The sequence below is a fragment of the Rahnella aceris genome (assembly GCF_011684115.1).
In the GTDB taxonomy this organism is placed as follows: domain Bacteria; phylum Pseudomonadota; class Gammaproteobacteria; order Enterobacterales; family Enterobacteriaceae; genus Rahnella; species Rahnella aceris.
In genome coordinates this window covers 551,203-570,906 of record NZ_JAADJV010000001.1, presented here as the reverse complement: position 1 = coordinate 570,906, position 19,704 = coordinate 551,203, and the positions used below count along the sequence as shown (strand labels likewise).

Sequence of the window (19,704 nt, the reverse complement as noted above, 5' to 3'; positions counted from 1 at the left end):
ACCGCATTTTTGCGGTCGGATTTTTTGTGTCTATCCGTTCGATAATATATACACACCTCGAAACAATATTATCACCCCCTATTATTTAATCCCCATTATTCATTACGTTAACGCCCACATATTACACATTCATAAACATCTTAAATTAAGCATACCTTAATATACAATTAATAACTTAAAAAATAAATATGCGTAGAATGTCCGCCAGACTCTTTAAAAAATTCTGACGGGACGAAATATAAAATGGGAAATAATCCGGAAAAATGGAAAACTGTAGCACTTAGATTAATAAAGCTGACCCCTCTGGCGATATCTATCTCTCTGGCTAATTACGCGCTTGCAACAGATATTAGTGATAAAGATGAATTTGGCAATGTGACAAATTTACCCGTGTTAGATATCAGCGGAATGGTCCCCTTTGACCTTTCCACCGAAGGGTATCTGGATGGCGTAAATGCAACCACCTGGTCGGAAGGCATCACTTCCAGTATTCCTGCCTTTTATATTCATGATGGTGGCGCACTGACACAGTCAGTTGCGGCACCGGTGACGATCACCACTCAGGGCTCTTTAACTGATGCGATGCTCATTAACCGTGGCGGAAGCGTTGATTTACTCGGACCGCTTATTATCAACACTTACGGCCAAAGTAAAGGCATTATGATGGAAGGAATAGGAACCTCTTTCCTTTCTAAAAATGATGTTACCATAAATACCTATAATAACAGCACCCCCGGATTCACGGTGAATAATAATGCCACCGCGACGATTGCCGGCACTCTGTATATTAATTCAATGCAGAACGGCTCTGATGGTCTGGTTATCCAGAATGGGGCAAAGGGCACAATCAATAAAGTCAATATCACTACTGCGGGTGATTATTCAGAAGGCATTATTTTAAACAACATCAATTCCAGTCTGCACAAGAGGAACGACGTTCTTATCACGGGAAGTGGTAGCACAGTGACCACCCACGGTAAGCATACCAATGCCTTATATGCAGAAGATAACGGATTTATTCTGTTTTCTAATGACGCGATAATTACCACGACGGGCGAGGACTCGCGGGCGATTTATTCCACCCGTAATGCCGGTGTATTAATGAATGGAGGTTCTGCTAATACAGAATATGCAGGCAGTACGGCGATCGAAAGTAATCAAAACAGCTATGTCACCTTAGTGAACACTGACATCCATTCCGCAGGCACGGCGATAAGCTCAAACGACAACTCTGTTATCTCGGTATTCAATGGCAATATCAGCAGCGGCAATACCACCAGCGGCATAGAAATCAGTCATCAGGGCAACGTTAACCTTAACCAGGTCGTGATGGAAAATGCACTGTCGGACCAACCGCTGGTTGACCTGATCACTTCCTACGCCACACCTGATTATGCCTACGGTGGCACACTGGACGTCAAAAACTCCCGGCTTGCGGGTAAAACCCAGGGCGTACACGCCACCGAAGGCGAATGGGCCGTCACACTGGATAACAGTTCCCTGAATGCCGCCGATGCCTTTGTCGTTGCCGGAAGCAACAGCAACCAGATTGCAGACCTTTCGGTCAACGCCAGCAACGGCAGCATCATTAACGGTAACCTTATTGCGTTAAGCGCAGATGAAGACCCGATCGCCAGCCAGCTGACGCTCAATTTGCTTAACTCAACCTGGCAAGGCAGCGCGATGAATGGCACGGAATTTTCTTCTGCTTCTGCCGGTACGATTAATATTGATGCTCAGGACAGTCAGTGGCTGATGACCGATTCCTCGCGCATCGACTCACTCAACATGAATAACGCCAGCGTTCAGTTTTCCGGACAAGGTGATTATAAAACGCTGGAAACGCACAATCTGTCAGGCAAGGGTACGTTCTTTATGAATACGTCGCTGGAGCAGGATGCGCAGGGAAACAGCACTGGCGATCTCATTCATGTTACGGGCAACGCGTCCGGGCAGTTCGGATTACATATCTCTGCGTCGGGTAAGGCAGCACAGACAATTAACGACGGAATACGTGTCGCTCAGATTGATGATGCCAGCCGTCATAATGGCCTGTTCAGTCTGGAAAACAGCGTCAGTATCGGCGCTTACGACTATTATCTTTTTGAAGGGAGCAAGGATGCCACCGGCGATATGAATGACTGGTATCTGCGCGCTGAAATCCCAACACCTGACGCGCCGGTTCCTGATGTCCCAACGCCAGATAATCCGACACCGGATGTTCCTGCGCCTGCCCCGGCTACACCAGACACTTACCGTGGCGAAATCCCCAGTTATATCGCAGCACCTTATCTGAACTTGTATTATGGCATGCGTATTGCTGGCACGCTGCACGAGCGTATGGGCGATACAGAAACCTATGGCAAAGGCTACAACAATCGCGCATGGGCGAGAACCGGCGGAGAACACACTTCCTTCGATGCGGGACGTTTTGGGTACGACAGTGATTACTGGTTCGCGCAATTCGGAACCGACTTATATCAGGATGAACTGAAAAACGGCACACGCGTCCACGCTGGCATCATGGCGACATTGGGCAACCAGAGTACCGACACGCAGGATCAGGTGCGCACGTTGGCGGGGAAAAGTGCGGATGCTGGCTCAGTGCGCAGTGATGCCTACAGCGTTGGCAGCTATTACACCCGATATGCACAAGATGGCGCTTACGTTGACCTTGTCGGCCAGTTCACCTGGTATCGTAACCAGTATGAGAGCCTGCATGATACGAAACAGGACAGCTACGGCGTATTGCTTTCTGCTGAAGCAGGTCAACCCTATGCCGTCAGCACCAACTGGAAAATCGAACCTCAGGGGCAGATCATTTATCAGTATCTGAATTCAGAAGATTTCAGCGATGAAATTTCTGATATCTCTGGCGTTTCTGTCAATCAGGGCACAGCGCGTGCCGGGTTGCGTTTGTTACGCGACCAGGCAGAAGATAAAGCCAGTGAAAAATTCAAACCTTACCTGACCGCCGACGTACTGAGTAATTTCTCGGATTCACCGGATATCAATGTCGGCGGAATCGATGTCAGTACAACGGATTTTTCCGATCAATACTGGCAGACCGGCGCGGGCATGACGGCGCAACTCGCACCGAATACCTCGGTGTATGCTGATGTGAAATACGTCAAAGGGTTTGACGGCGATATGGAAGGCTACGTCGGCCATATTGGGATCCAGGGGCGTTTTTAATTCAGGTCTCTGAATCACACGCATAAAAAAGGGAAGGCATCAAAGCCTTCCCTTTTCTTATTTCGTTGCTGCGTTTAAAGCTGCGGGCAACGCTGCAAACTGTTTAGCCAGGATGTTTCAGGCTGAGCGGCCAGACGACGCGCACGTCCGTGGCGGCGTAAAATCAATCCTTTGTCCTGCATTTCACTCAGATCGCGTCTGATCGTTTCGAGACTTACATCCAGCGATTGTGCCAGTTCGCTTACCTGTAGCACTTCATGTTGTTCAACCAACTGAAGGATGGCCTGATGGCGATTTTTTTTAAGCACCGGTTATTCCTGTTTATATGACAGTTATGTGACGAAGGTCACAAATAACGGTAACTATAATACCTGCGTTACATTGTTAATTTTGGGATCGATCTCAATTTTTCAGGAATCCGCGCAGAATTTTTACGCCTTCGGCGCTTTTTGGTTCGCTGCGTTTCTCTGTCATACTATGCGCATGCTCCATTTCCCTGCCCGGCACCGCTGAAAATACCTGCTACGCCGGGACGAATGACTAAGGATTTTTTATGGAATTCAATACTGCCGGTCTGATCTCACTTGACGAAGCGCTGGATAAAATGCGCGACTGTGTACCGCCTAAAACAAGTCAGGAGGCCGAATCCCTGCCACTTGCTGGCGCCGCGGGCCGCATAACCGCCGCACCGGTGCTTTCACCGGTTTTTGTGCCACCTTTTGATAACTCCGCGATGGATGGCTATGCCGTACGTTGCACAGACTTGCACGACGGCGCGGTGTTCCCGGTCGCGGGCAAAGCCTTTGCCGGTGCGCCTTTTCATGGCGAATGGCCTGCCGGAACCTGTATCCGCATCATGACCGGTGCGCCAGTTCCCGCCGGTGCCGATGCAGTAATCATGCAGGAACAGGCTGAAGTTTCAGATGCAGGAGTACGTTTCACTGCAACAGCGCAAAAAGGCCAGAATATCCGCCTGACCGGAGACGACATTAAACAGGGCGACAGCGTGCTACCTGCCGGTGTACGGCTCGGTGCGGCAGAATTACCGCTGCTGGCCTCGCTGGGCGTCACCCACGTCAAGGTCTGGAAACCGCTGAAAGTCGCCGTATTCTCCACCGGCGATGAACTGCAACCGGTGGGAACGCCTTTGCAGGAGGGGCAGATTTACGATACCAACCGTTTCGCTGTGCGCCTGATGCTGGAACAACTGGGCTGTACCGTCCTGGATTTAGGCATTATTCGCGATAATCCCCTGGCGCTGCGTAAAGCCTTCGAAGAAGCCAATGCGTTTGCCGATCTGGTGATTTCCAGCGGCGGCGTATCGGTCGGTGAAGCCGATTACACGAAGCAGATTCTGGATGAACTGGGTGAAATTGGTTTCTGGAAACTTGCCATGAAACCGGGCAAACCTTTTGCTTTCGGTAAACTGGAAAGCAGCTGGTTCTGCGGTTTGCCGGGGAATCCGGTGTCGGCAGCACTGACGTTTTATCAGCTGGTTCAGCCATTTATTGCACAGTTGTCCGGCCATACGGCCTGGCAGTTCCCGCCCCGCCTGAAGGCAAAAGCGGTGACACCCTTGAAAAAATCCCCCGGACGTCTCGATTTCCAGCGCGGTATTTTCAGCACCAGCGCCGAAGGACAACTGGAAGTGCGCACCACCGGCCATCAGGGTTCGCACGTATTCAGCTCATTCAGCCAGGCCAACTGTTTTATCGTGCTTGAACGCGGGCGCGGTAACGTGGCCGCAGGCGAAATCGTTGAAATCGAACCGTTTAACGCCCTGCTGCGGAGCTGAATATGCCTCAACTGCCGGAACTGACGGACGCTGAAACCCTGCGTTATAACCGCCAGATCGTTCTGAAAGGGTTTGATTTTGACGGCCAGGAACAACTGAAAGCCAGTCATGCGCTGATTGTCGGACTGGGCGGTTTAGGCTGTGCCGCTGCGCAATATCTGGCGGCGGCAGGCACCGGTACGTTAACGCTACTGGATTTCGACACGGTCTCGCTGTCAAACCTGCAACGCCAGACGCTGCATACTGACGCCCGGATCGGCATGTCGAAAGTGGAATCCGCCGCAATGGCGCTGGCGGCAATCAATCCGCACATCGTCATTCATCAGATTAATGCACAGGCCAGCGATGACATGCTGCGTGACCTGATCGCCGCCTGCGACGTGGTGGTCGATTGCACCGACAACGTCACCACGCGCAATCAGCTGAACGGTGAATGTTACGCGCAGAAAAAACCGCTGGTTTCCGGGGCCGCCATCCGCATGGAAGGCCAGCTCAGCGTGTTCACTTATCAGCCGCAGGAACCCTGCTACCGCTGCCTGAGCCGGTTATTCGGTGAAAACGCCCTGACCTGTGTGGAAGCCGGTGTAATGGCACCTTTAGTCGGCACCATCGGCAGTTTGCAGGCGATGGAAACCATCAAACTGCTGACAAAATTTGGTGAAACCCCGCGCGGAAAACTGCTGATGTTCGACGCCATGACGTTGCAGTTCCGCGAAATGAAACTGATGAAAGACCCGCATTGTGAAGTGTGTGGGGATTGTTGAATCAGTAAATTCAGACACAAAAAAACCGCCTTTATCGGCGGTTTTCTATTTTTTATGACACCCAAAACAATTCGCATAATCATTCGCGTTATATCAAGGCGGCAACTGCACGAATCCCCGGGAGCTTACATCGGTAAGTGACCGGGGTGAGTAAAGGCAGCCAACGCCGAGACAACGTGAAGGATGCAGCGAATTAACTATTGATGCCCTGGCTACGCAGATAATCTTCGTAATTACCCGAGAAATCAATCACGCGGGTCGGCGTCATTTCCAGAATACGGGTTGCCAGCGAGCTGACAAACTCACGGTCGTGGGAAACGAAGATCAGCGTACCTTCATACATTTCCAGCGCCATGTTCAGTGACTCGATGGATTCCATATCAAGGTGGTTGGTTGGTTCATCCATAATCAGGATGTTCGGACGTTGCATCATCAGTTTCCCGAATAACATACGACCTTTTTCACCACCGGAAAGTACTTTCACTTTCTTCTTGATATCGTCCTGACCGAACAGCAGACGGCCTAACACACCGCGTACGGCCTGCTCGTCGTCTTTCTCGGATTTCCACTGGCTCATCCAGTCAAACACGTTCAGGGTGTCATCGAATTCATATTCGTGATCCTGCGCGTAATAACCGATCTTGGCGTTTTCAGACCATTTTACTGAACCGCTTTCCGGTTCATGCTCACCGACCAGCGTTTTCAGCAGCGTTGATTTACCGATACCGTTGGCACCCAGAATCGCGACTTTCTCGCCCACTTCAAGCATCAGGCCGAGATTTTTAAACAGCGGACCGTTGTCGAAACCTTTGGTGATTTTTTCCACTTCCAGCGCATTACGGAACAATTTCTTGTCCTGCTCGAAGCGCATGTAAGGGTTCTGACGGCTGGATGCTTTGATTTCATCAAGCTGAATTTTATCAATCTGACGGGCACGGGAAGTCGCCTGTTTAGATTTGGAGGCGTTCGCGCTGAAGCGGCTGACGAACGATTGCAGTTCAGCAATCTGTGCTTTCTTCTTGGCGTTATTGGCGCTGAGAAGTTCACGAGCCTGCGTCGCCGCCGTCATGTATTCATCGTAGTTGCCCGGATAAACACGCAGTTCGCCATAGTCGAGATCCGCCATGTGCGTACACACCATGTTCAGGAAGTGACGGTCATGGGAAATGATGATCATGGTGCTGTTACGTTCGTTCAGCACCTGCTCCAGCCAGCGAATAGTATCGATGTCCAGGTTGTTCGTCGGTTCGTCGAGCAGCAGGATTTCCGGATCGGAGAACAGCGCCTGCGCCAGCAAAACACGCAGTTTAAAGCCCGGGGCGATTTCGCTCATCGGGCCATAATGTTGCTCGACAGGGATCCCCACGCCCAGCAGCAATTCACCCGCACGGGATTCTGCGCTGTAGCCGTCCATTTCGCCGTAAGCGACTTCCAGATCAGCCACTTTGTAGCCGTCTTCTTCGCTCATTTCCGCCATCGCGTAAATACGGTCGCGCTCTTCCTTCACTTCCCACAATTCGGTGTGGCCCATGATAACGGTGTCCAGCACACTGAACTGTTCGAAGGCGAACTGATCCTGGCGCAATTTACCCAGACGCTCGTTCGGGTCCAGCACAACGTTACCGCCAGAAGGCACTAAGTCGCCACCGAGGATCTTCATGAAAGTGGACTTGCCACAACCGTTCGCGCCAATCAGGCCGTAACGGTTACCGCCGCCAAATTTCACGTTAATATTTTCAAATAACGGCTTGCTGCCGAATTGCATGGTGATGTTGTAAGTACTTAGCACAACGCTCGCTCTTAATTGGGAAATGTGATTTGGCGCGCATTATGCCACAACAGCGCGTCAGGATCGCCTGTAGTTGTGGTCATTTTTCACTCAACAGCTAAAAAAAATGCCTGATGTGCGACTTTTCAGAAAGCAACAAAAACAAAAAACCCGGCCGGAGCCGGGTTTGTCGTACAACCGCTGAAATCAGAAGTTGTAGCCAATCACGCCGTAGTAACCCCAGCCGGTGGACTTCACATCGAAGTTACCGTTACCGAAGTTCAGTTCAGCGCCGTCAGCCCACTGGCCGCCGTTGTGGAAGTAACGCGCCACGAACGAGTAATGCCAGTGTGTGTAGTTCAGCGACAGGATATGGCTGGAGGCGATAGAGTTGTTAGAACGCGCTTTGTTGCCGTTCAGATCACGGAAATCGTCATCACCCAGTGAGGAGCCCCAGTCGAAGTTGGTGAACCCGATATAGCTCAGGTTGCCACCCCACAGTTGCGTCAGAGGAACGAAATATTTCACTTTGAAACGGTAACCGTCCCAGCTGTTTTCGTTCGCTGCGCCGTAGTTTTCCCACTGGTATTTCGCATACACGTTCAGAGACAGGCTCATCGGCAAACCGGTGTCGATGTCGGTGCCCAGCCCCATGTACCAGGTATTTTGACGGTTATCGCTATCCGGACCCATGTCGTAGATATAGTTGTTCGCGAAGTACCATTCTTTGAACGGACCGAAGCTCAGATCAGTACCGGTCAGCTTATCAATAGAGAAACGCGGTTCGATTTCCATAAACAGCGGAGAACCGTTTTTATCCCAGATACCGGTGTCATTACCATTACCGGCGCCGAAGGTTTTAGGAATATCGATATAACCGTAGAAATCAAACCAGTCTTTGTGCGCAAACGCTTCATATTCAAGGTAAACATCGTTACGCAGCGTAGGCCCGAAACGGGTATCGGCGCTACCTACAACGTTGACACTTTGGTGCCACCAGTCAGAAACAAATTCGCCCTTGCTATCATCAGCGAGCACGGTCGCGCTGTAGGACAAAGCCATCAAAGCGCCTGCTGCAATAATTTTATTTTTCATATTTTTACCAGAAGCGGGGGGTGGAACAACGCCTTGCCACTTTCAGACGTTGCATAAAACAAACCCTAAAACTGTGATCCGCAACCGATTGCTGCACATAGTGCAAAAAACCTGCAATTACCAGTTACTTCCTACAAGAGTCGACTTTTCTTAGCTAATAAATAGATTTGGTCAAGGTTTGTCAATTTCTGTTTCATTCCGATACATCCCCAATGTGACATTCATCACATTTATCTTTCCGTGCGCTTTTATTCAGTACGGACTGATGCAAAAAGTTATCGTTGATAAAATGACCATTCGTTATTTGTCATGCTATAATCATGACAAATAACGGTGCGGAGGCACACATCATGAATTCAAAAATTACCGGGCTGTCTTCCAGCTCTGTGCAAGATTCTGCAACGCCGCTTTGGCAATCTGCGGGCCTTCCCGCAAGCAGCGGAATCAGTTTGATAAATGCCATACAAAAGGGATTTCCGGTTGATAGTATCAGCCGTCTTAATACTGAGCTGGGATGGCCAAAAATGGTGTTACTGGAAATCATGGGCATTAACGAACGCAACTATGCCCGGCGTAAAGCCGGGAACGGATTGCTAAAAAGTGAAGAGAGTGAACGTGTGGCGCGACTGGTTCGCATCGTGGATGCCGCAACTGATTTGTTCGAAGGGGATCGTGTCTCGGCGCTCGAATGGTTCACCCGCCCTGCTCCGGCACTGGATGGTTCACGTCCGCTGGAACTGCTGTCTTCTGAAGCGGGTGCTGTGGAAGTCAGCCGCCTGATTGGTCGTCTCCAGCACGGTGTTTTCAGTTGAAGCTGTTTCGTATCGTGCAGACCCGCCATCTGGCGACAGCCTGGTCGGGAGCCGGCGCGCAACTTTATGGCGGTCGCTGGAATCCGCCAGGCAGGCCGGTCGTCTATGTCACCACCAGCATCTCACTGGCTATCCTGGAAATTCTGGTGCATTTGCAAAACAGCATGTTGATGCGTTCCTATACCTTGCTGAGTATTGAGGTGCCAGAGGAACTGCTGGATACGCTGGAAGTTTCAGAGCTTGCCGCCGACTGGCGAAGCGCATCAGTGCCTGACAGCACTCAACGTCAGGGTGACGTCTGGCTTGCAGAAGGTGAATATGTCGGGCTGAAAGTGCCGTCAGTGATTGTGCCGTCGGAATACAACGTATTACTTAATCCGCTACACCCGGCTTTTGCCGATTTACTGAGTTCAGTAGAACGCGAGCCCATGATGTTTGACCCGCGCCTGCAATAAAGCGCGGGTCTGCTCTCTGTCAGGAAATCACTCTGCTTTCCGGTTGCTGCGATAAATGAGTGCCAGTGCGATGATCAGGCAGGGAATAGCCGCAATCCGGTGCCATGACAGCGCGATCTGCGGATTATCCAGCCAGCCGAAATTATCAATCAGCATACCCATTGCCAGTTGTCCGAGGATTACCGCGACAGTTGCCACCGCCGTTCCGACACGGGGTACCGCTGTCACCATCACAATGATGTAAGGCACGCCAAATAATGCGCCCGCGAGTTGCCACTTCGGTACGGTGAGCAAAGTTTGCGGCTGTGGTGTTTGCAAAAACAGCACCAGCACTGCGGTAATGGCAGCCCCGACGCTGAACGTCAGGAATGCGCTTTTCAGTACGCCCACTTTCCCGCCTAACTGCCCGTTCACCGCCGCCTGCATACTCAGCGCGGCACCGGCTACAATGGCCAGTATTATCATCATCAGTTCAGTCATGGTTCAGTCCCAGGCAATCAAAACAAGTGCAGCAACGATAAACAGCAGCGCCAGCAGGCGTTCGCCGCCGACTTTCTTGTGCGGTGTACCAAACCAGCCGTAATGGTCGATCAGCACGCTTTTCGCCACCTGCCCTGACAAAATCGCAATCATGGTCATGCCGATACCAATGACCGGCGTCGCGAGCGTCAGCACCACGACATAGACCGGGCCGAGCACGCCACCCAGCAATGTCCAGCCCGGTTGTTCATTGAATGACGGCGCATTACGCGGGCTGAAAAACAGCACCAGCAGGCCGGTGAGCACCGCACCCACACCAAAAATACTCAGCGTGGCCCACAGATGGCCAACCTCCGTTCCCAGCGGACCAATCAGCCCGGCCTCCAGTGAAAGCCCCATCCCCGCCAGAACGACCAGCGGAATTAACATCAGATTCATCATTGCCCTGCTTTCTGTTTTTTCGAAGCGGCGACTATAACGTGACAGAACTATGCGAAAAACAGCACAATCAGGAAAATACCTTTGCGGGATACGCACAGATGAAAGGTTTTAATCAGATCAATATTCAGGCATTACGGCTGTATGTCGCGGTACTGGATCAGGGCAGTTTCTCTGAGGTGGCGCGGCGTGAGGCGATGTCGCCGTCAACCGTATCGCGGGTGATTTCCCAGCTTGAACAGGCATTACAGACGCAACTGCTGTATCGCAACACACGCGCCGTCAGCCCGACAGAATCCGGCAAACTGCTCGCCGGACATGCGCGACAGGTGCTGGCACAGCTGGATCTCGCCACGCTGGATTTGCAGGAGCAGGACAGCGAACCCGGCGGACTGGTGCGCATCAATGCGCCGGTAGTTTTTGGTCAGCGCCATCTTGCGCCGTGGTTGCATGAGCTGAGTACACGTTATCCGCGCCTGAATATCGAGCTGATGCAGACCGACGATTTTATCGACCCGTTGCAGGACAGCGTTGACTTGCTCATCCGTATTGGCGTGATGGCGGACTCCACCCTGCAGGCGCGCACGCTCGGCCACCAGAATTTTCGCCTTGCCGCCAGCCCTGCTTATCTGGCCCGCGCAGGAAAGCCGGAAACACCGGAGGATTTAGCCAGTCACAGTTGCCTGGTGTTCAAAGGATTTGCCGGTCCGCAACGCTGGTACTTTCGTCAGCCGGAACAGGAATGGCATTCGATGACCCTGCGGGGATTACTGACCAGCAATAATGCGGAAACCCTGACGCAGGCCGGGATCGACGGCATGGGGCTGGTGGTGTTCCCCACCTGGCTGATTGGCGATGCCCTGCGCGACGGTCGGCTGGTCAGCGTACTGGAAAATTATCAGGTATCGACGTCACCGGAGCCGCAAACCATCAGCGCGCTGTATCCGAACAGCCGCCGCCCGTCGATCAAAGTCAGGGCTGTGATTGATTTTCTGCTGGAGAAATTTGGCAGTCCGCCGTACTGGGAAAGGTAAACATATCCGTCTTCTGAGTTGCCATTAATACCCCCTCCCCGCCTCCCCCTTCGCAGGGGGAGGAGTAAAACCCGATCGGCGATATCCCATGCAAAGGGCTCGATCGGCTCCCTCCCCTGCGAAGGGGAGGGTTGGGGGTGGGGTATTAATGACAAAAACAATGCTGAAGCTTGCGCTTCGCCCAATATCAGGAATTCAACTCCATCCCCACATGCGGTATCCCATCTTCGTCATAAATTTCGGTATACGCCACAAACCCCAGCCTGCCATAGAATCCCTGCAAATGCGCCTGTGCGGAAATCGCGACGCGCGCACCCGGCCAGTGTTTCTGGCAGGCAGCCAGTGCCTGTTCCATCAGCTGATAACCCAGTTTCAGGCCGCGTGCAGAGGGCGCGACAATCACCCGTCCGATTGCCACGTCATCTTCAAAACACAGAATACGCGCGTAGGCAGCAATCTTGCCATCCAGCCAGGCGACGATATGACGGTTTTCGCCGGTCAGATCCTGTCCGTCGATATCCTGATAAACACAGGTTTGTTCCACCACAAATACTTCACTTCGCAGTGCAAGAATGGCGTAAAGCTGCGCCGCGTTCAGTTCACTGTGATGATAATCCTGCCAGTGAAGCGATGATGATTCCGTCATGAGTGAATGCCCTGCCTGTTTTCTGAAAGCCAAAAAAAAGAGATATTCCTGAGAATATCTCTTTTTAACACAGATTTTACAGCCAATTTATCAGGCAGATTTCTTCAGCGGCTGCGTGCGAACCGGTGCGTCGCCCGCGGTGTAATACGCCGCCGTACTGCGCGGTAATGGCTGGCGGCCACGGATTTTATCGGCAATTTTTTCGGCGATCATAATAGTTGTCGCATTCAGGTTACCGGTAATGATCTGCGGCATGATGGAGGCATCAACCACGCGCAGCCCTTCCATACCGTGAACCCGCCCTTCTCCGTCTACCACCGCCATCTCATCCGTGCCCATTTTACAGGTGCATGACGGATGGAAAGCCGTTTCCGCATGTTCACGGATAAACGCATCCAGCTCTTCGTCAGTCTGTACGTTTTCACCCGGGCTGATTTCACGACCACGGTAAGGATCCAGCGCTGGCTGATTCATGATTTCACGCGTGATGCGGATGGCGTCACGGAACTCCTGCCAGTCCTGCTCCGTCGCCATGTAATTAAACAGAATGCTCGGATGCTGGCGCGGATCTTTCGATTTCACCTGAACGCGGCCACGGCTGGGTGAACGCATTGAACCGACATGCGCCTGGAAACCGTGCTCTTTTACCGCATTACTGCCGTTGTAATTAATCGCCACCGGCAGGAAGTGATACTGAATATTCGGCCAGGCAAATTCTTCACGGCTGCGGATAAAACCGCCCGCTTCAAACTGATTGCTGGCACCCACGCCGGTGCCTTTAAACAGCCACTCGGCACCAATCGCTGGCTGGTTGTGCATCTGCAATGCCGGATACAACGAGACCGGCTGCGTACAACTGTATTGCAGGTACATTTCCAGATGATCCTGCAGGTTCTCCCCGACGCCCGGCAAGTCATGCACCAGCGGGATATCCAGACGGTTCAGCAGTTCAGCCGCACCGACACCGGAACGTTGCAGAATTTGCGGAGAGGCAATCGCGCCGCTGCACAGCAACACTTCGCGTTTCGCCTTCGCCGTTTTGGCGTTGTATTCATCACCGTGGAAATAGCTGACACCCACCGCGCGCTTGCCATCGAACAGGATCCTGTCGGTCAGGGCATGCGTCACAATGGTCAGATTGGCGCGCGGTTTGGCCTGATCCAGATACCCGCGGGCAGTGCTCGCACGACGCCCCTTCGGCGTCACGGTTCTGTCCATCGGGCCAAAACCTTCCTGTTTGAACCCATTCAGGTCATCCGTGCGCGAATACCCCGCCTGCACACCGGCTTCAATCATCGCGCCGAACAGCGGATTATTACCGTTTTTAGGCGTCGCCACGCTCACCGGCCCTTCGCCGCCGTGGAAGTCATTCGGGCCGATGTCGCGGGTTTCTGCTTTACGGAAATAAGGCAGGCAGTCCAGATAACTCCAGTCTTCCAGACCCGGTGCTTTCGCCCAGTTATCGAAATCCATCGCGTTACCGCGGATGTAACACATGCCGTTAATCAGCGACGAGCCTCCCAGCCCTTTACCGCGCCCGCACTCCATGCGGCGGTTATTCATATGCGGCTCCGGGTCGGTTTCGTACGCCCAGTTGTAACGACGACCCTGTAACGGAAATGCCAGCGCCGCAGGCATCTGCGTGCGAAAATCCAGACGATAATCCGGGCCACCGGCTTCGAGCAGCAACACGCTGACACTGCTGTCTTCAGTCAGACGGGTGGCGAGTACGTTGCCGGCAGAACCGGCCCCGATAATGATGTAATCGTAATCCATTGAATCTCCTCTGTTGCAGCGGATCAAAATACTGAGCTGAATTCGCCCAGTTCGACCTGCACGGATTTGATTTGGGTGTAATGCTCAAGTGTGGTGATGCCGTTTTCGCGCCCGACACCGGAATGTTTGTAACCGCCGACCGGCATTTCTGCGGCAGATTCGCCCCAGGTGTTAATCCAGCAAATCCCGGCTTCGAGTTTGTGGATCACGCGGTGGGCGCGGTTGAGATCCTGCGTCACCAGTCCGGCGGCCAGACCATATTCAGTATCATTGGCGCGGCGGATCACTTCTTCTTCGCTTTCATAAGTCAGAATGCTCATCACCGGTCCGAAGATTTCTTCACGGACGATCAGCATGTCATCACGGCAGTCGGTAAATACCGTCGGGGCAACGTAAGCGCCTTTGGCGAATTCACCGGAAGTCATGCGTTCGCCACCGGTCAGCAAGGTCGCGCCTTCACGTTTGCCGCTTTCGATGTAACGCAGCACGGATTCCATGTGCGCGAAGCTGACCAGCGGGCCGAAGTTGACATTTTCATCTGTCGGATCGCCTGAGCGAATGCGTTTCACCCGTTCCAGCACTTTGGCTTCGAACGCTTTATGCAATGCTTTGGGGATAAACACCCGGGTGCCGTTGGTGCACACCTGTCCGGCGCTGTAGAAATTCGCCATCATCGCGATGTCGGCGGCTTTATCAAGATCGGCATCATCAAAAATAATCAATGGCGATTTACCGCCCAGTTCCATAGTGACTTCTTTCAGCGTCGAGGCCGAGGCGCTGGCCATAACTTTCTTGCCGGTTTTGATACCGCCAGTGAAGGAGACTTTGGCGATATCCGGATGATCGGTTAACGCCTGACCGACGCTGGCCGCGCCCGTCACCACGCTGAAAACGCCGTCCGGCACACCGGCTTGGGTGTAGATTTCTGCCAGTTTCAGGGCAGTCAGCGACGTGTTTTCACTCGGTTTGAACACCATCGCATTACCGGCCGCCAGCGCAGGAGCAGATTTCCACAAGGCAATCTGAATCGGATAGTTCCACGCGCCGATACCGGCGACCACACCCAGCGGCTCGCGGCGGGTATAAACGAAAGAAGAATCACGCAGCGGAATTTGCTGGCCTTCAATCGCCGGGATTAACCCGGCGTAGTACTCCAGCACATCCGCGCCGGTGACGATATCCACGGCCAGCGTTTCAGACAGCGGTTTACCGGTGTCTGCCGTTTCAATGGCGGCCAGTTCGTCGTTGCGCTCACGCAGAATATCCACCGCGCGGCGCAGAATACGGGCGCGGCTCATGGCGGTCATCGCGGCCCAGACTTTCTGGCCTTTCTGCGCGGATTTCACCGCCAGATCGACATCTGCATGTGTGGCGGATTGCACCGTGGCAATCACTTCGCCGTTGGCCGGATTAACGGCGTCGAAGGTTTCATCACCGGTGCTGTCCTGAAAACGCCCGTTGATATAAAGTTTTTGCTTGCCGTAGCGGGACATACATCTCTCCTCGGTCTGTGCGGTCTGAAAATTTTCTGCGCCGTTTACTGCCCGACAACGCGCGGTGCGAACTGCGATTCAATATGGCGATGTGTTATCTGCATCGCCTCGTCGCGGTTAAACGCTTTACCGCTGAGTGCGCCGCGCAGCCACAGGCCATCAATCAATGCCGCCGTGCTTTGCGCTGCGAGACGCGCCTCGTTTTTAGGCAGAAAACGTCTGAATTCAGAACATAAATTGGAATAGAGCCGGCGGCTGTTAACCTGTTGCAGCCGGTACAACTGCGGGTGATGCATGCTGCTCGCCCAGAAGGCCAGCCAGGTTTTCATCGCCGCGCTGTTAGTCTGACTGTCGTCAAAATTGGCTTCTGCAATCGCATGCAGCCGCGCCGTCGGTGCGGTATCCGTCATCTGTGATAAGCGCAACTGCACACCTTCTCCCAGATGACTGAGCAAATAACGCATAGTGGCTTCCAGCAGCCCGTTCTTGTCACGAAAGTAGTGACTGATGATGCCGTTGGAGACGCCAGCGCGTCGGGCAATTTGCGAAATCGAAGCATCGTGCATACCGACTTCGTTCACCGCAGCCAGCGTTGCCTCAATTAATTGCTGCCGTCTGATGGGCTGCATTCCTACTTTGGGCATGGTTCCGGCTCCTGAAAATGAGCGGGTTGCAATGCGCTTAAAAAACCCTTTTTACGCTCCCGCTCAGCCTTGTTAAAACGCTCTCACTCCTCCTATTTAACTTTTTTTTGATTGAACGTTCAATTAAAAATGCATATATTTTATTACCAATACGTTAGTAATTTGTATGAATTTTGAGATTTAAATGAATCCAATTTATTGAAAAATAGCGATTAATTGACATAACAGGGGAAAAGATGGCGATTGCCGATACGACAGAGAGAAAAAGCGAAAAACCTCGCGACCAGCTGAACAAGGTTGTGTTCTTCACCTCCGCCGGGCTGATTTTAGCCTTCACATTAATGACCATTTTCTTCACCGATTTATCAGGAAAATGGATCAGCCTGACCCTTAACTGGGTGTCCGCCACCTTCGGCTGGTATTACATGCTGGCGGCTACGCTGTACATCGTGTTTGTAGTGTTCATAGCCTGTTCACGTTTTGGTTCGATCAAACTGGGCCCTGAACAATCCAAACCCGAATTCAGCATGATGAGCTGGGCTGCAATGCTGTTTGCTGCCGGGATCGGCATCGACCTGATGTTCTTCTCGGTCGCCGAACCGGTGACACAATACATGTTGCCACCGGAAGGCAACGGGCAAACGCTGGAAGCCGCGCGGCAGGCCATGACCTGGACGCTGTTCCACTACGGCCTGACCGGCTGGGCGATGTACGCGCTGATGGGCATTGCACTGGGCTATTTCAGCTACCGCTATAACCTGCCGCTGACCATCCGTTCGGCGCTGTACCCGATTTTTGGTAAGCGCATTAACGGCCCGATCGGTCATAGCGTGGATATCGCTGCCGTGGTCGGGACTATTTTTGGTATCGCCACCACGCTCGGCATTGGTGTGGTGCAGCTTAACTACGGCCTGAAAGTGCTGTTCCATATTCCGGAAAACCTGACCGTTCAGGCCGCGCTGATCCTGCTTTCTGTGATTATGGCGACGGTGTCGGTGACCTCCGGCGTTAACAAAGGTATCCGTATTCTGTCGGAACTCAACGTACTGCTGGCGCTGGGGCTGATTCTGTTCCTGCTGTTCTTCGGCAATACCGAATTCCTGCTCAATGCGCTGGTGCTCAATATTGGCGATTACATCAATCGCTTTATGGGCATGACGCTCAATACCTTTGCCTTTGACCGCCCGACCGAATGGATGAACAGCTGGACCCTGTTCTTCTGGGCGTGGTGGGTAGCGTGGTCGCCGTTTGTCGGCCTGTTCCTGGCGCGTATTTCACGCGGTCGTACCATCCGTCAGTTCGTGTTCGGCACCCTGATTATTCCGTTCGTCTTCACCCTGCTGTGGCTGTCAATTTTCGGTAACAGTGCGCTGTACCAGATCCTGCATGGCAATCTGGATTTCGCTAACGAAGTGATCTCACACCCTGAACGCGGCGTTTACAGCCTGCTGGCACAGTATCCCGGCTTTACGCTGAGCGCGTCCGTCGCGACGATTACCGGCCTGCTGTTTTATGTCACCTCGGCGGATTCCGGCTCGCTGGTGTTGGGTAACTTCACCTCAAAACTGGCAGACATCAATAACGATGCGCCAAACTGGCTGCGGATTTTCTGGTCGGTCACCATCGGCGTACTGACACTGGGTATGCTGATGACCGACGGCGTTTCTGCACTGCAAAACACCACGGTAATTATGGGTCTGCCGTTCAGCTTTGTGATTTTCTTCATCATGGCCGGATTGTATAAATCACTGCGTCTGGAAGATTACCGCCGCGCCAGCACCCAGCAGACTCTGGCTCCGCTGCCTGCCACCAGCGACGCGGCGCTGAACTGGAAACAGCGTCTGTCGCGGGTCATGAATTATCCGGGCACACGCCATACTCAGAAAATGATGGACACTGTTTGCCGCCCTGCGATGCAGGAAGTGGCCCAGGAACTGGAACTACGCGGGGCAAAAGTGACCTTTAACGAGCACGCGCCACAGGAAGACGAGAAAATCGGGCCGCTGGAATTGCAGGTCGCGTTGGGCGAAGAGCAAAACTTTGTCTATCAGATCTGGCCGGTACGTTATGCGGTTCCTGCCTTTACCTATCGCGCACGCGCCGGTAAATCGCATTATTACCGTCTGGAAACCTTCCTTCTTGAAGGGACTCAGGGTAATGACCTGATGGACTTCACCAAACATCAGGTGATCAATGACATTCTGGATCAGTACGAACGTCATCTGAACTTCCTGCATATCAACCGTGAAGCGCCGGGCAACACCCTCACCTTCCCCGAACAGCCAGTCTGATACGTGCCCACAAAAAACCCGCGCCATGCGGGTTTTTTTATAGGCTTCCCCCTCTCAGCGAAGAAACGGCAGCACTTTCTCCAGCAATAATTCCGGTTGTTCTTCAGCAAGATAATGCCCGCACGGCAACGCCTCGCCCTGAACGTCTTCCGCCACCTTTGCCCATTCCTCCAGCGGCGTAAAACAGGTGCCGACAATGCCCTTTTCGCCCCACAGGATCAACAGCGGACACCGCACTTTGCGAGATGCATTCACGTCAGTCTGATCGTGTTGCAGGTCAACAGCAGCGGAAGCCCGGTAATCCTCGCAAATCCCGCGCGCCGTTCCATCAAGTTGCAGACAACGCAAATAATCTGCGTAAGCTTCGTCGGTGAAAGGTTGCATACCGGCGCTGCGGCTGCCCATTACGCTGCGCAGGTAAAGATCAGGATCAGCCTTGATCAGTGTTTCCGGTAGCGGTGCCGGGCGGATGAGGAAAAACCAGTGCCAGTAAGCGCGCGCAAAAGCTTCACTGGTTTGCTGATACATGGAAAGCGTCGGCGCAATATCCATCAGCACCATCCGTTTCACTGCCTGCGGGTGATCAAGCGCCAGCCGGTGCGCCACGCGGGCACCCCGGTCATGCGCGATCACACTGAACTGGCTGAAACCGAGCGCGGCCATCAGTTCGAGCTGATCCTGCGCCATTTCGCGCTTGCTGTACCGCAGGTGATCCGCGTCCGGCTCGGGTTTACCGCTGTCACCGTAACCGCGTAAATCGGCAAGCACCACGGTGAACTGAGAAGTGAGGTAGGGTGCGACTTTATGCCAGATCGCCTGCGTCTGCGGGTGTCCGTGCAGCAATAACAGCGGTTCGCCCTGTCCGGCAATCCGGTAAGCAATGTCCGTTCCGCTGACCACCATCCGGCCTTGGGTAAAATGTTCAAACATGGGTTTTCTCCTTTTTTACCCATCTTAGTCGCTCGCCGGTTGGCAACAAGGCCACAAGTGAAGATCGCTGATTCACGATCTGTGTTTT

17 protein-coding genes are annotated in these 19,704 nt (G+C 52.9%); 7 read left to right on the top strand and 10 right to left on the bottom strand.

What is annotated here, in order from left to right:
- Nucleotides 1–375 precede the first annotated feature (375 nt).
- Complete coding sequence (locus GW591_RS02605; RefSeq protein ID WP_240966955.1) at nt 376–3,195, top strand: autotransporter family protein; 2,820 nt, start codon at nt 376–378, stop codon at nt 3,193–3,195.
- Nucleotides 3,196–3,269: 74 nt separating this feature from the next.
- Here GW591_RS02605 and GW591_RS02600 read toward each other — a convergent pair whose 3' ends face one another.
- Entirely contained in the window at nt 3,270–3,503 is a 234-nt protein-coding gene (locus tag GW591_RS02600; protein WP_013574728.1) for a DeoR family transcriptional regulator, read from the bottom strand.
- A 245-nt stretch (nt 3,504–3,748) separates the two neighbouring features.
- Here GW591_RS02600 and moeA point away from each other — a divergent pair, with 245 nt between their 5' ends.
- Both moeA and moeB read left to right on the top strand, forming a co-directional pair.
- Complete coding sequence (moeA, locus tag GW591_RS02595) at nt 3,749–4,990, top strand: molybdopterin molybdotransferase MoeA (RefSeq protein ID WP_112151161.1); 1,242 nt, start codon at nt 3,749–3,751, stop codon at nt 4,988–4,990.
- Nucleotides 4,991–4,992: 2 nt separating this feature from the next.
- Nucleotides 4,993–5,754 carry a molybdopterin-synthase adenylyltransferase MoeB gene (gene moeB / locus GW591_RS02590; protein ID WP_166860050.1) on the top strand — a complete coding sequence of 254 codons (762 nt, stop codon included), beginning with the start codon at nt 4,993–4,995 and terminating at the stop codon, nt 5,752–5,754.
- Between the two features lie 193 nt (nt 5,755–5,947).
- On the opposite strand, the gene GW591_RS02585 is transcribed toward moeB, so the two are convergent.
- Together GW591_RS02585 and GW591_RS02580 are read right to left on the bottom strand one after the other, a co-directional pair.
- The gene (locus GW591_RS02585; RefSeq protein WP_013574725.1) at nt 5,948–7,543 is read right to left on the bottom strand and encodes an ABC-F family ATPase; all 1,596 of its coding nucleotides are present in this window, start codon (nt 7,541–7,543) and stop codon (nt 5,948–5,950) included.
- Between the two features lie 186 nt (nt 7,544–7,729).
- A complete protein-coding gene (locus GW591_RS02580) occupies nt 7,730–8,617 on the bottom strand; it encodes a nucleoside-specific channel-forming protein Tsx (protein WP_013574724.1) in 888 nt (295 codons plus the stop codon).
- Between the two features lie 449 nt (nt 8,618–9,066).
- Between GW591_RS02580 and parS the strand changes: the two genes are divergently transcribed.
- Together parS and GW591_RS02570 are read left to right on the top strand one after the other, a co-directional pair.
- The gene (parS, locus tag GW591_RS02575; protein WP_231576083.1) at nt 9,067–9,429 is read left to right on the top strand and encodes a type II RES/Xre toxin-antitoxin system antitoxin; all 363 of its coding nucleotides are present in this window, start codon (nt 9,067–9,069) and stop codon (nt 9,427–9,429) included.
- Nucleotides 9,426–9,884 carry an RES family NAD+ phosphorylase gene (locus GW591_RS02570; protein ID WP_013574722.1) on the top strand — a complete coding sequence of 153 codons (459 nt, stop codon included), beginning with the start codon at nt 9,426–9,428 and terminating at the stop codon, nt 9,882–9,884. Before parS ends, GW591_RS02570 begins: the two co-directional genes overlap by 4 nt.
- Nucleotides 9,885–9,911: 27 nt before the next feature.
- Here GW591_RS02570 and GW591_RS02565 read toward each other — a convergent pair whose 3' ends face one another.
- The gene (locus GW591_RS02565; protein ID WP_013574721.1) at nt 9,912–10,364 is read right to left on the bottom strand and encodes a DMT family transporter; all 453 of its coding nucleotides are present in this window, start codon (nt 10,362–10,364) and stop codon (nt 9,912–9,914) included.
- Between the two features lie 3 nt (nt 10,365–10,367).
- Entirely contained in the window at nt 10,368–10,802 is a 435-nt protein-coding gene (locus tag GW591_RS02560; RefSeq protein WP_013574720.1) for a DMT family transporter, read from the bottom strand.
- A gap of 101 nt (nt 10,803–10,903) precedes the next feature.
- Between GW591_RS02560 and GW591_RS02555 the strand changes: the two genes are divergently transcribed.
- Nucleotides 10,904–11,836, top strand: coding sequence for a LysR family transcriptional regulator (locus tag GW591_RS02555; protein ID WP_013574719.1), 933 nt, complete (start codon nt 10,904–10,906; stop codon nt 11,834–11,836).
- A 187-nt stretch (nt 11,837–12,023) separates the two neighbouring features.
- Here GW591_RS02555 and GW591_RS02550 read toward each other — a convergent pair whose 3' ends face one another.
- The 4 genes from GW591_RS02550 to betI all read right to left on the bottom strand — a co-directional run bounded on the left by GW591_RS02550 (nt 12,024) and on the right by betI (nt 16,395).
- Nucleotides 12,024–12,482 carry a GNAT family N-acetyltransferase gene (locus tag GW591_RS02550; protein ID WP_119261418.1) on the bottom strand — a complete coding sequence of 153 codons (459 nt, stop codon included), beginning with the start codon at nt 12,480–12,482 and terminating at the stop codon, nt 12,024–12,026.
- Nucleotides 12,483–12,572: 90 nt separating this feature from the next.
- A complete protein-coding gene (gene betA, locus GW591_RS02545) occupies nt 12,573–14,258 on the bottom strand; it encodes a choline dehydrogenase (RefSeq protein WP_013574717.1) in 1,686 nt (561 codons plus the stop codon).
- Nucleotides 14,259–14,281: 23 nt separating this feature from the next.
- Complete coding sequence (betB, locus tag GW591_RS02540) at nt 14,282–15,751, bottom strand: betaine-aldehyde dehydrogenase (RefSeq protein WP_013574716.1); 1,470 nt, start codon at nt 15,749–15,751, stop codon at nt 14,282–14,284.
- A gap of 44 nt (nt 15,752–15,795) precedes the next feature.
- Nucleotides 15,796–16,395 carry a transcriptional regulator BetI gene (betI, locus tag GW591_RS02535; RefSeq protein WP_013574715.1) on the bottom strand — a complete coding sequence of 200 codons (600 nt, stop codon included), beginning with the start codon at nt 16,393–16,395 and terminating at the stop codon, nt 15,796–15,798.
- Between the two features lie 236 nt (nt 16,396–16,631).
- On the opposite strand from betI, the gene GW591_RS02530 reads away from it, so the two are divergent.
- Entirely contained in the window at nt 16,632–18,686 is a 2,055-nt protein-coding gene (locus tag GW591_RS02530) for a choline transporter (RefSeq protein WP_013574714.1), read from the top strand.
- A gap of 54 nt (nt 18,687–18,740) precedes the next feature.
- Here GW591_RS02530 and GW591_RS02525 read toward each other — a convergent pair whose 3' ends face one another.
- Nucleotides 18,741–19,616, bottom strand: a complete 876-nt coding sequence (locus GW591_RS02525; protein WP_013574713.1) for an alpha/beta fold hydrolase — start codon at nt 19,614–19,616, stop codon at nt 18,741–18,743.
- Nucleotides 19,617–19,704 lie beyond the last annotated feature (88 nt).

Coding starts and splice junctions, on each gene's coding strand:
- betA (WP_013574717.1), bottom strand. CDS start 14,258: ATGGATTACGATTACATCATTATCGGGGCCGGTTCTGCCGGCAACGTA.
- GW591_RS02555 (WP_013574719.1), top strand. CDS start 10,904: ATGAAAGGTTTTAATCAGATCAATATTCAGGCATTACGGCTGTATGTC.
- betI (WP_013574715.1), bottom strand. CDS start 16,395: ATGCCCAAAGTAGGAATGCAGCCCATCAGACGGCAGCAATTAATTGAG.
- GW591_RS02580 (WP_013574724.1), bottom strand. CDS start 8,617: ATGAAAAATAAAATTATTGCAGCAGGCGCTTTGATGGCTTTGTCCTAC.
- GW591_RS02560 (WP_013574720.1), bottom strand. CDS start 10,802: ATGAATCTGATGTTAATTCCGCTGGTCGTTCTGGCGGGGATGGGGCTT.
- GW591_RS02565 (WP_013574721.1), bottom strand. CDS start 10,364: ATGACTGAACTGATGATGATAATACTGGCCATTGTAGCCGGTGCCGCG.
- moeA (WP_112151161.1), top strand. CDS start 3,749: ATGGAATTCAATACTGCCGGTCTGATCTCACTTGACGAAGCGCTGGAT.
- GW591_RS02530 (WP_013574714.1), top strand. CDS start 16,632: ATGGCGATTGCCGATACGACAGAGAGAAAAAGCGAAAAACCTCGCGAC.
- GW591_RS02525 (WP_013574713.1), bottom strand. CDS start 19,616: ATGTTTGAACATTTTACCCAAGGCCGGATGGTGGTCAGCGGAACGGAC.
- moeB (WP_166860050.1), top strand. CDS start 4,993: ATGCCTCAACTGCCGGAACTGACGGACGCTGAAACCCTGCGTTATAAC.
- GW591_RS02550 (WP_119261418.1), bottom strand. CDS start 12,482: ATGACGGAATCATCATCGCTTCACTGGCAGGATTATCATCACAGTGAA.
- betB (WP_013574716.1), bottom strand. CDS start 15,751: ATGTCCCGCTACGGCAAGCAAAAACTTTATATCAACGGGCGTTTTCAG.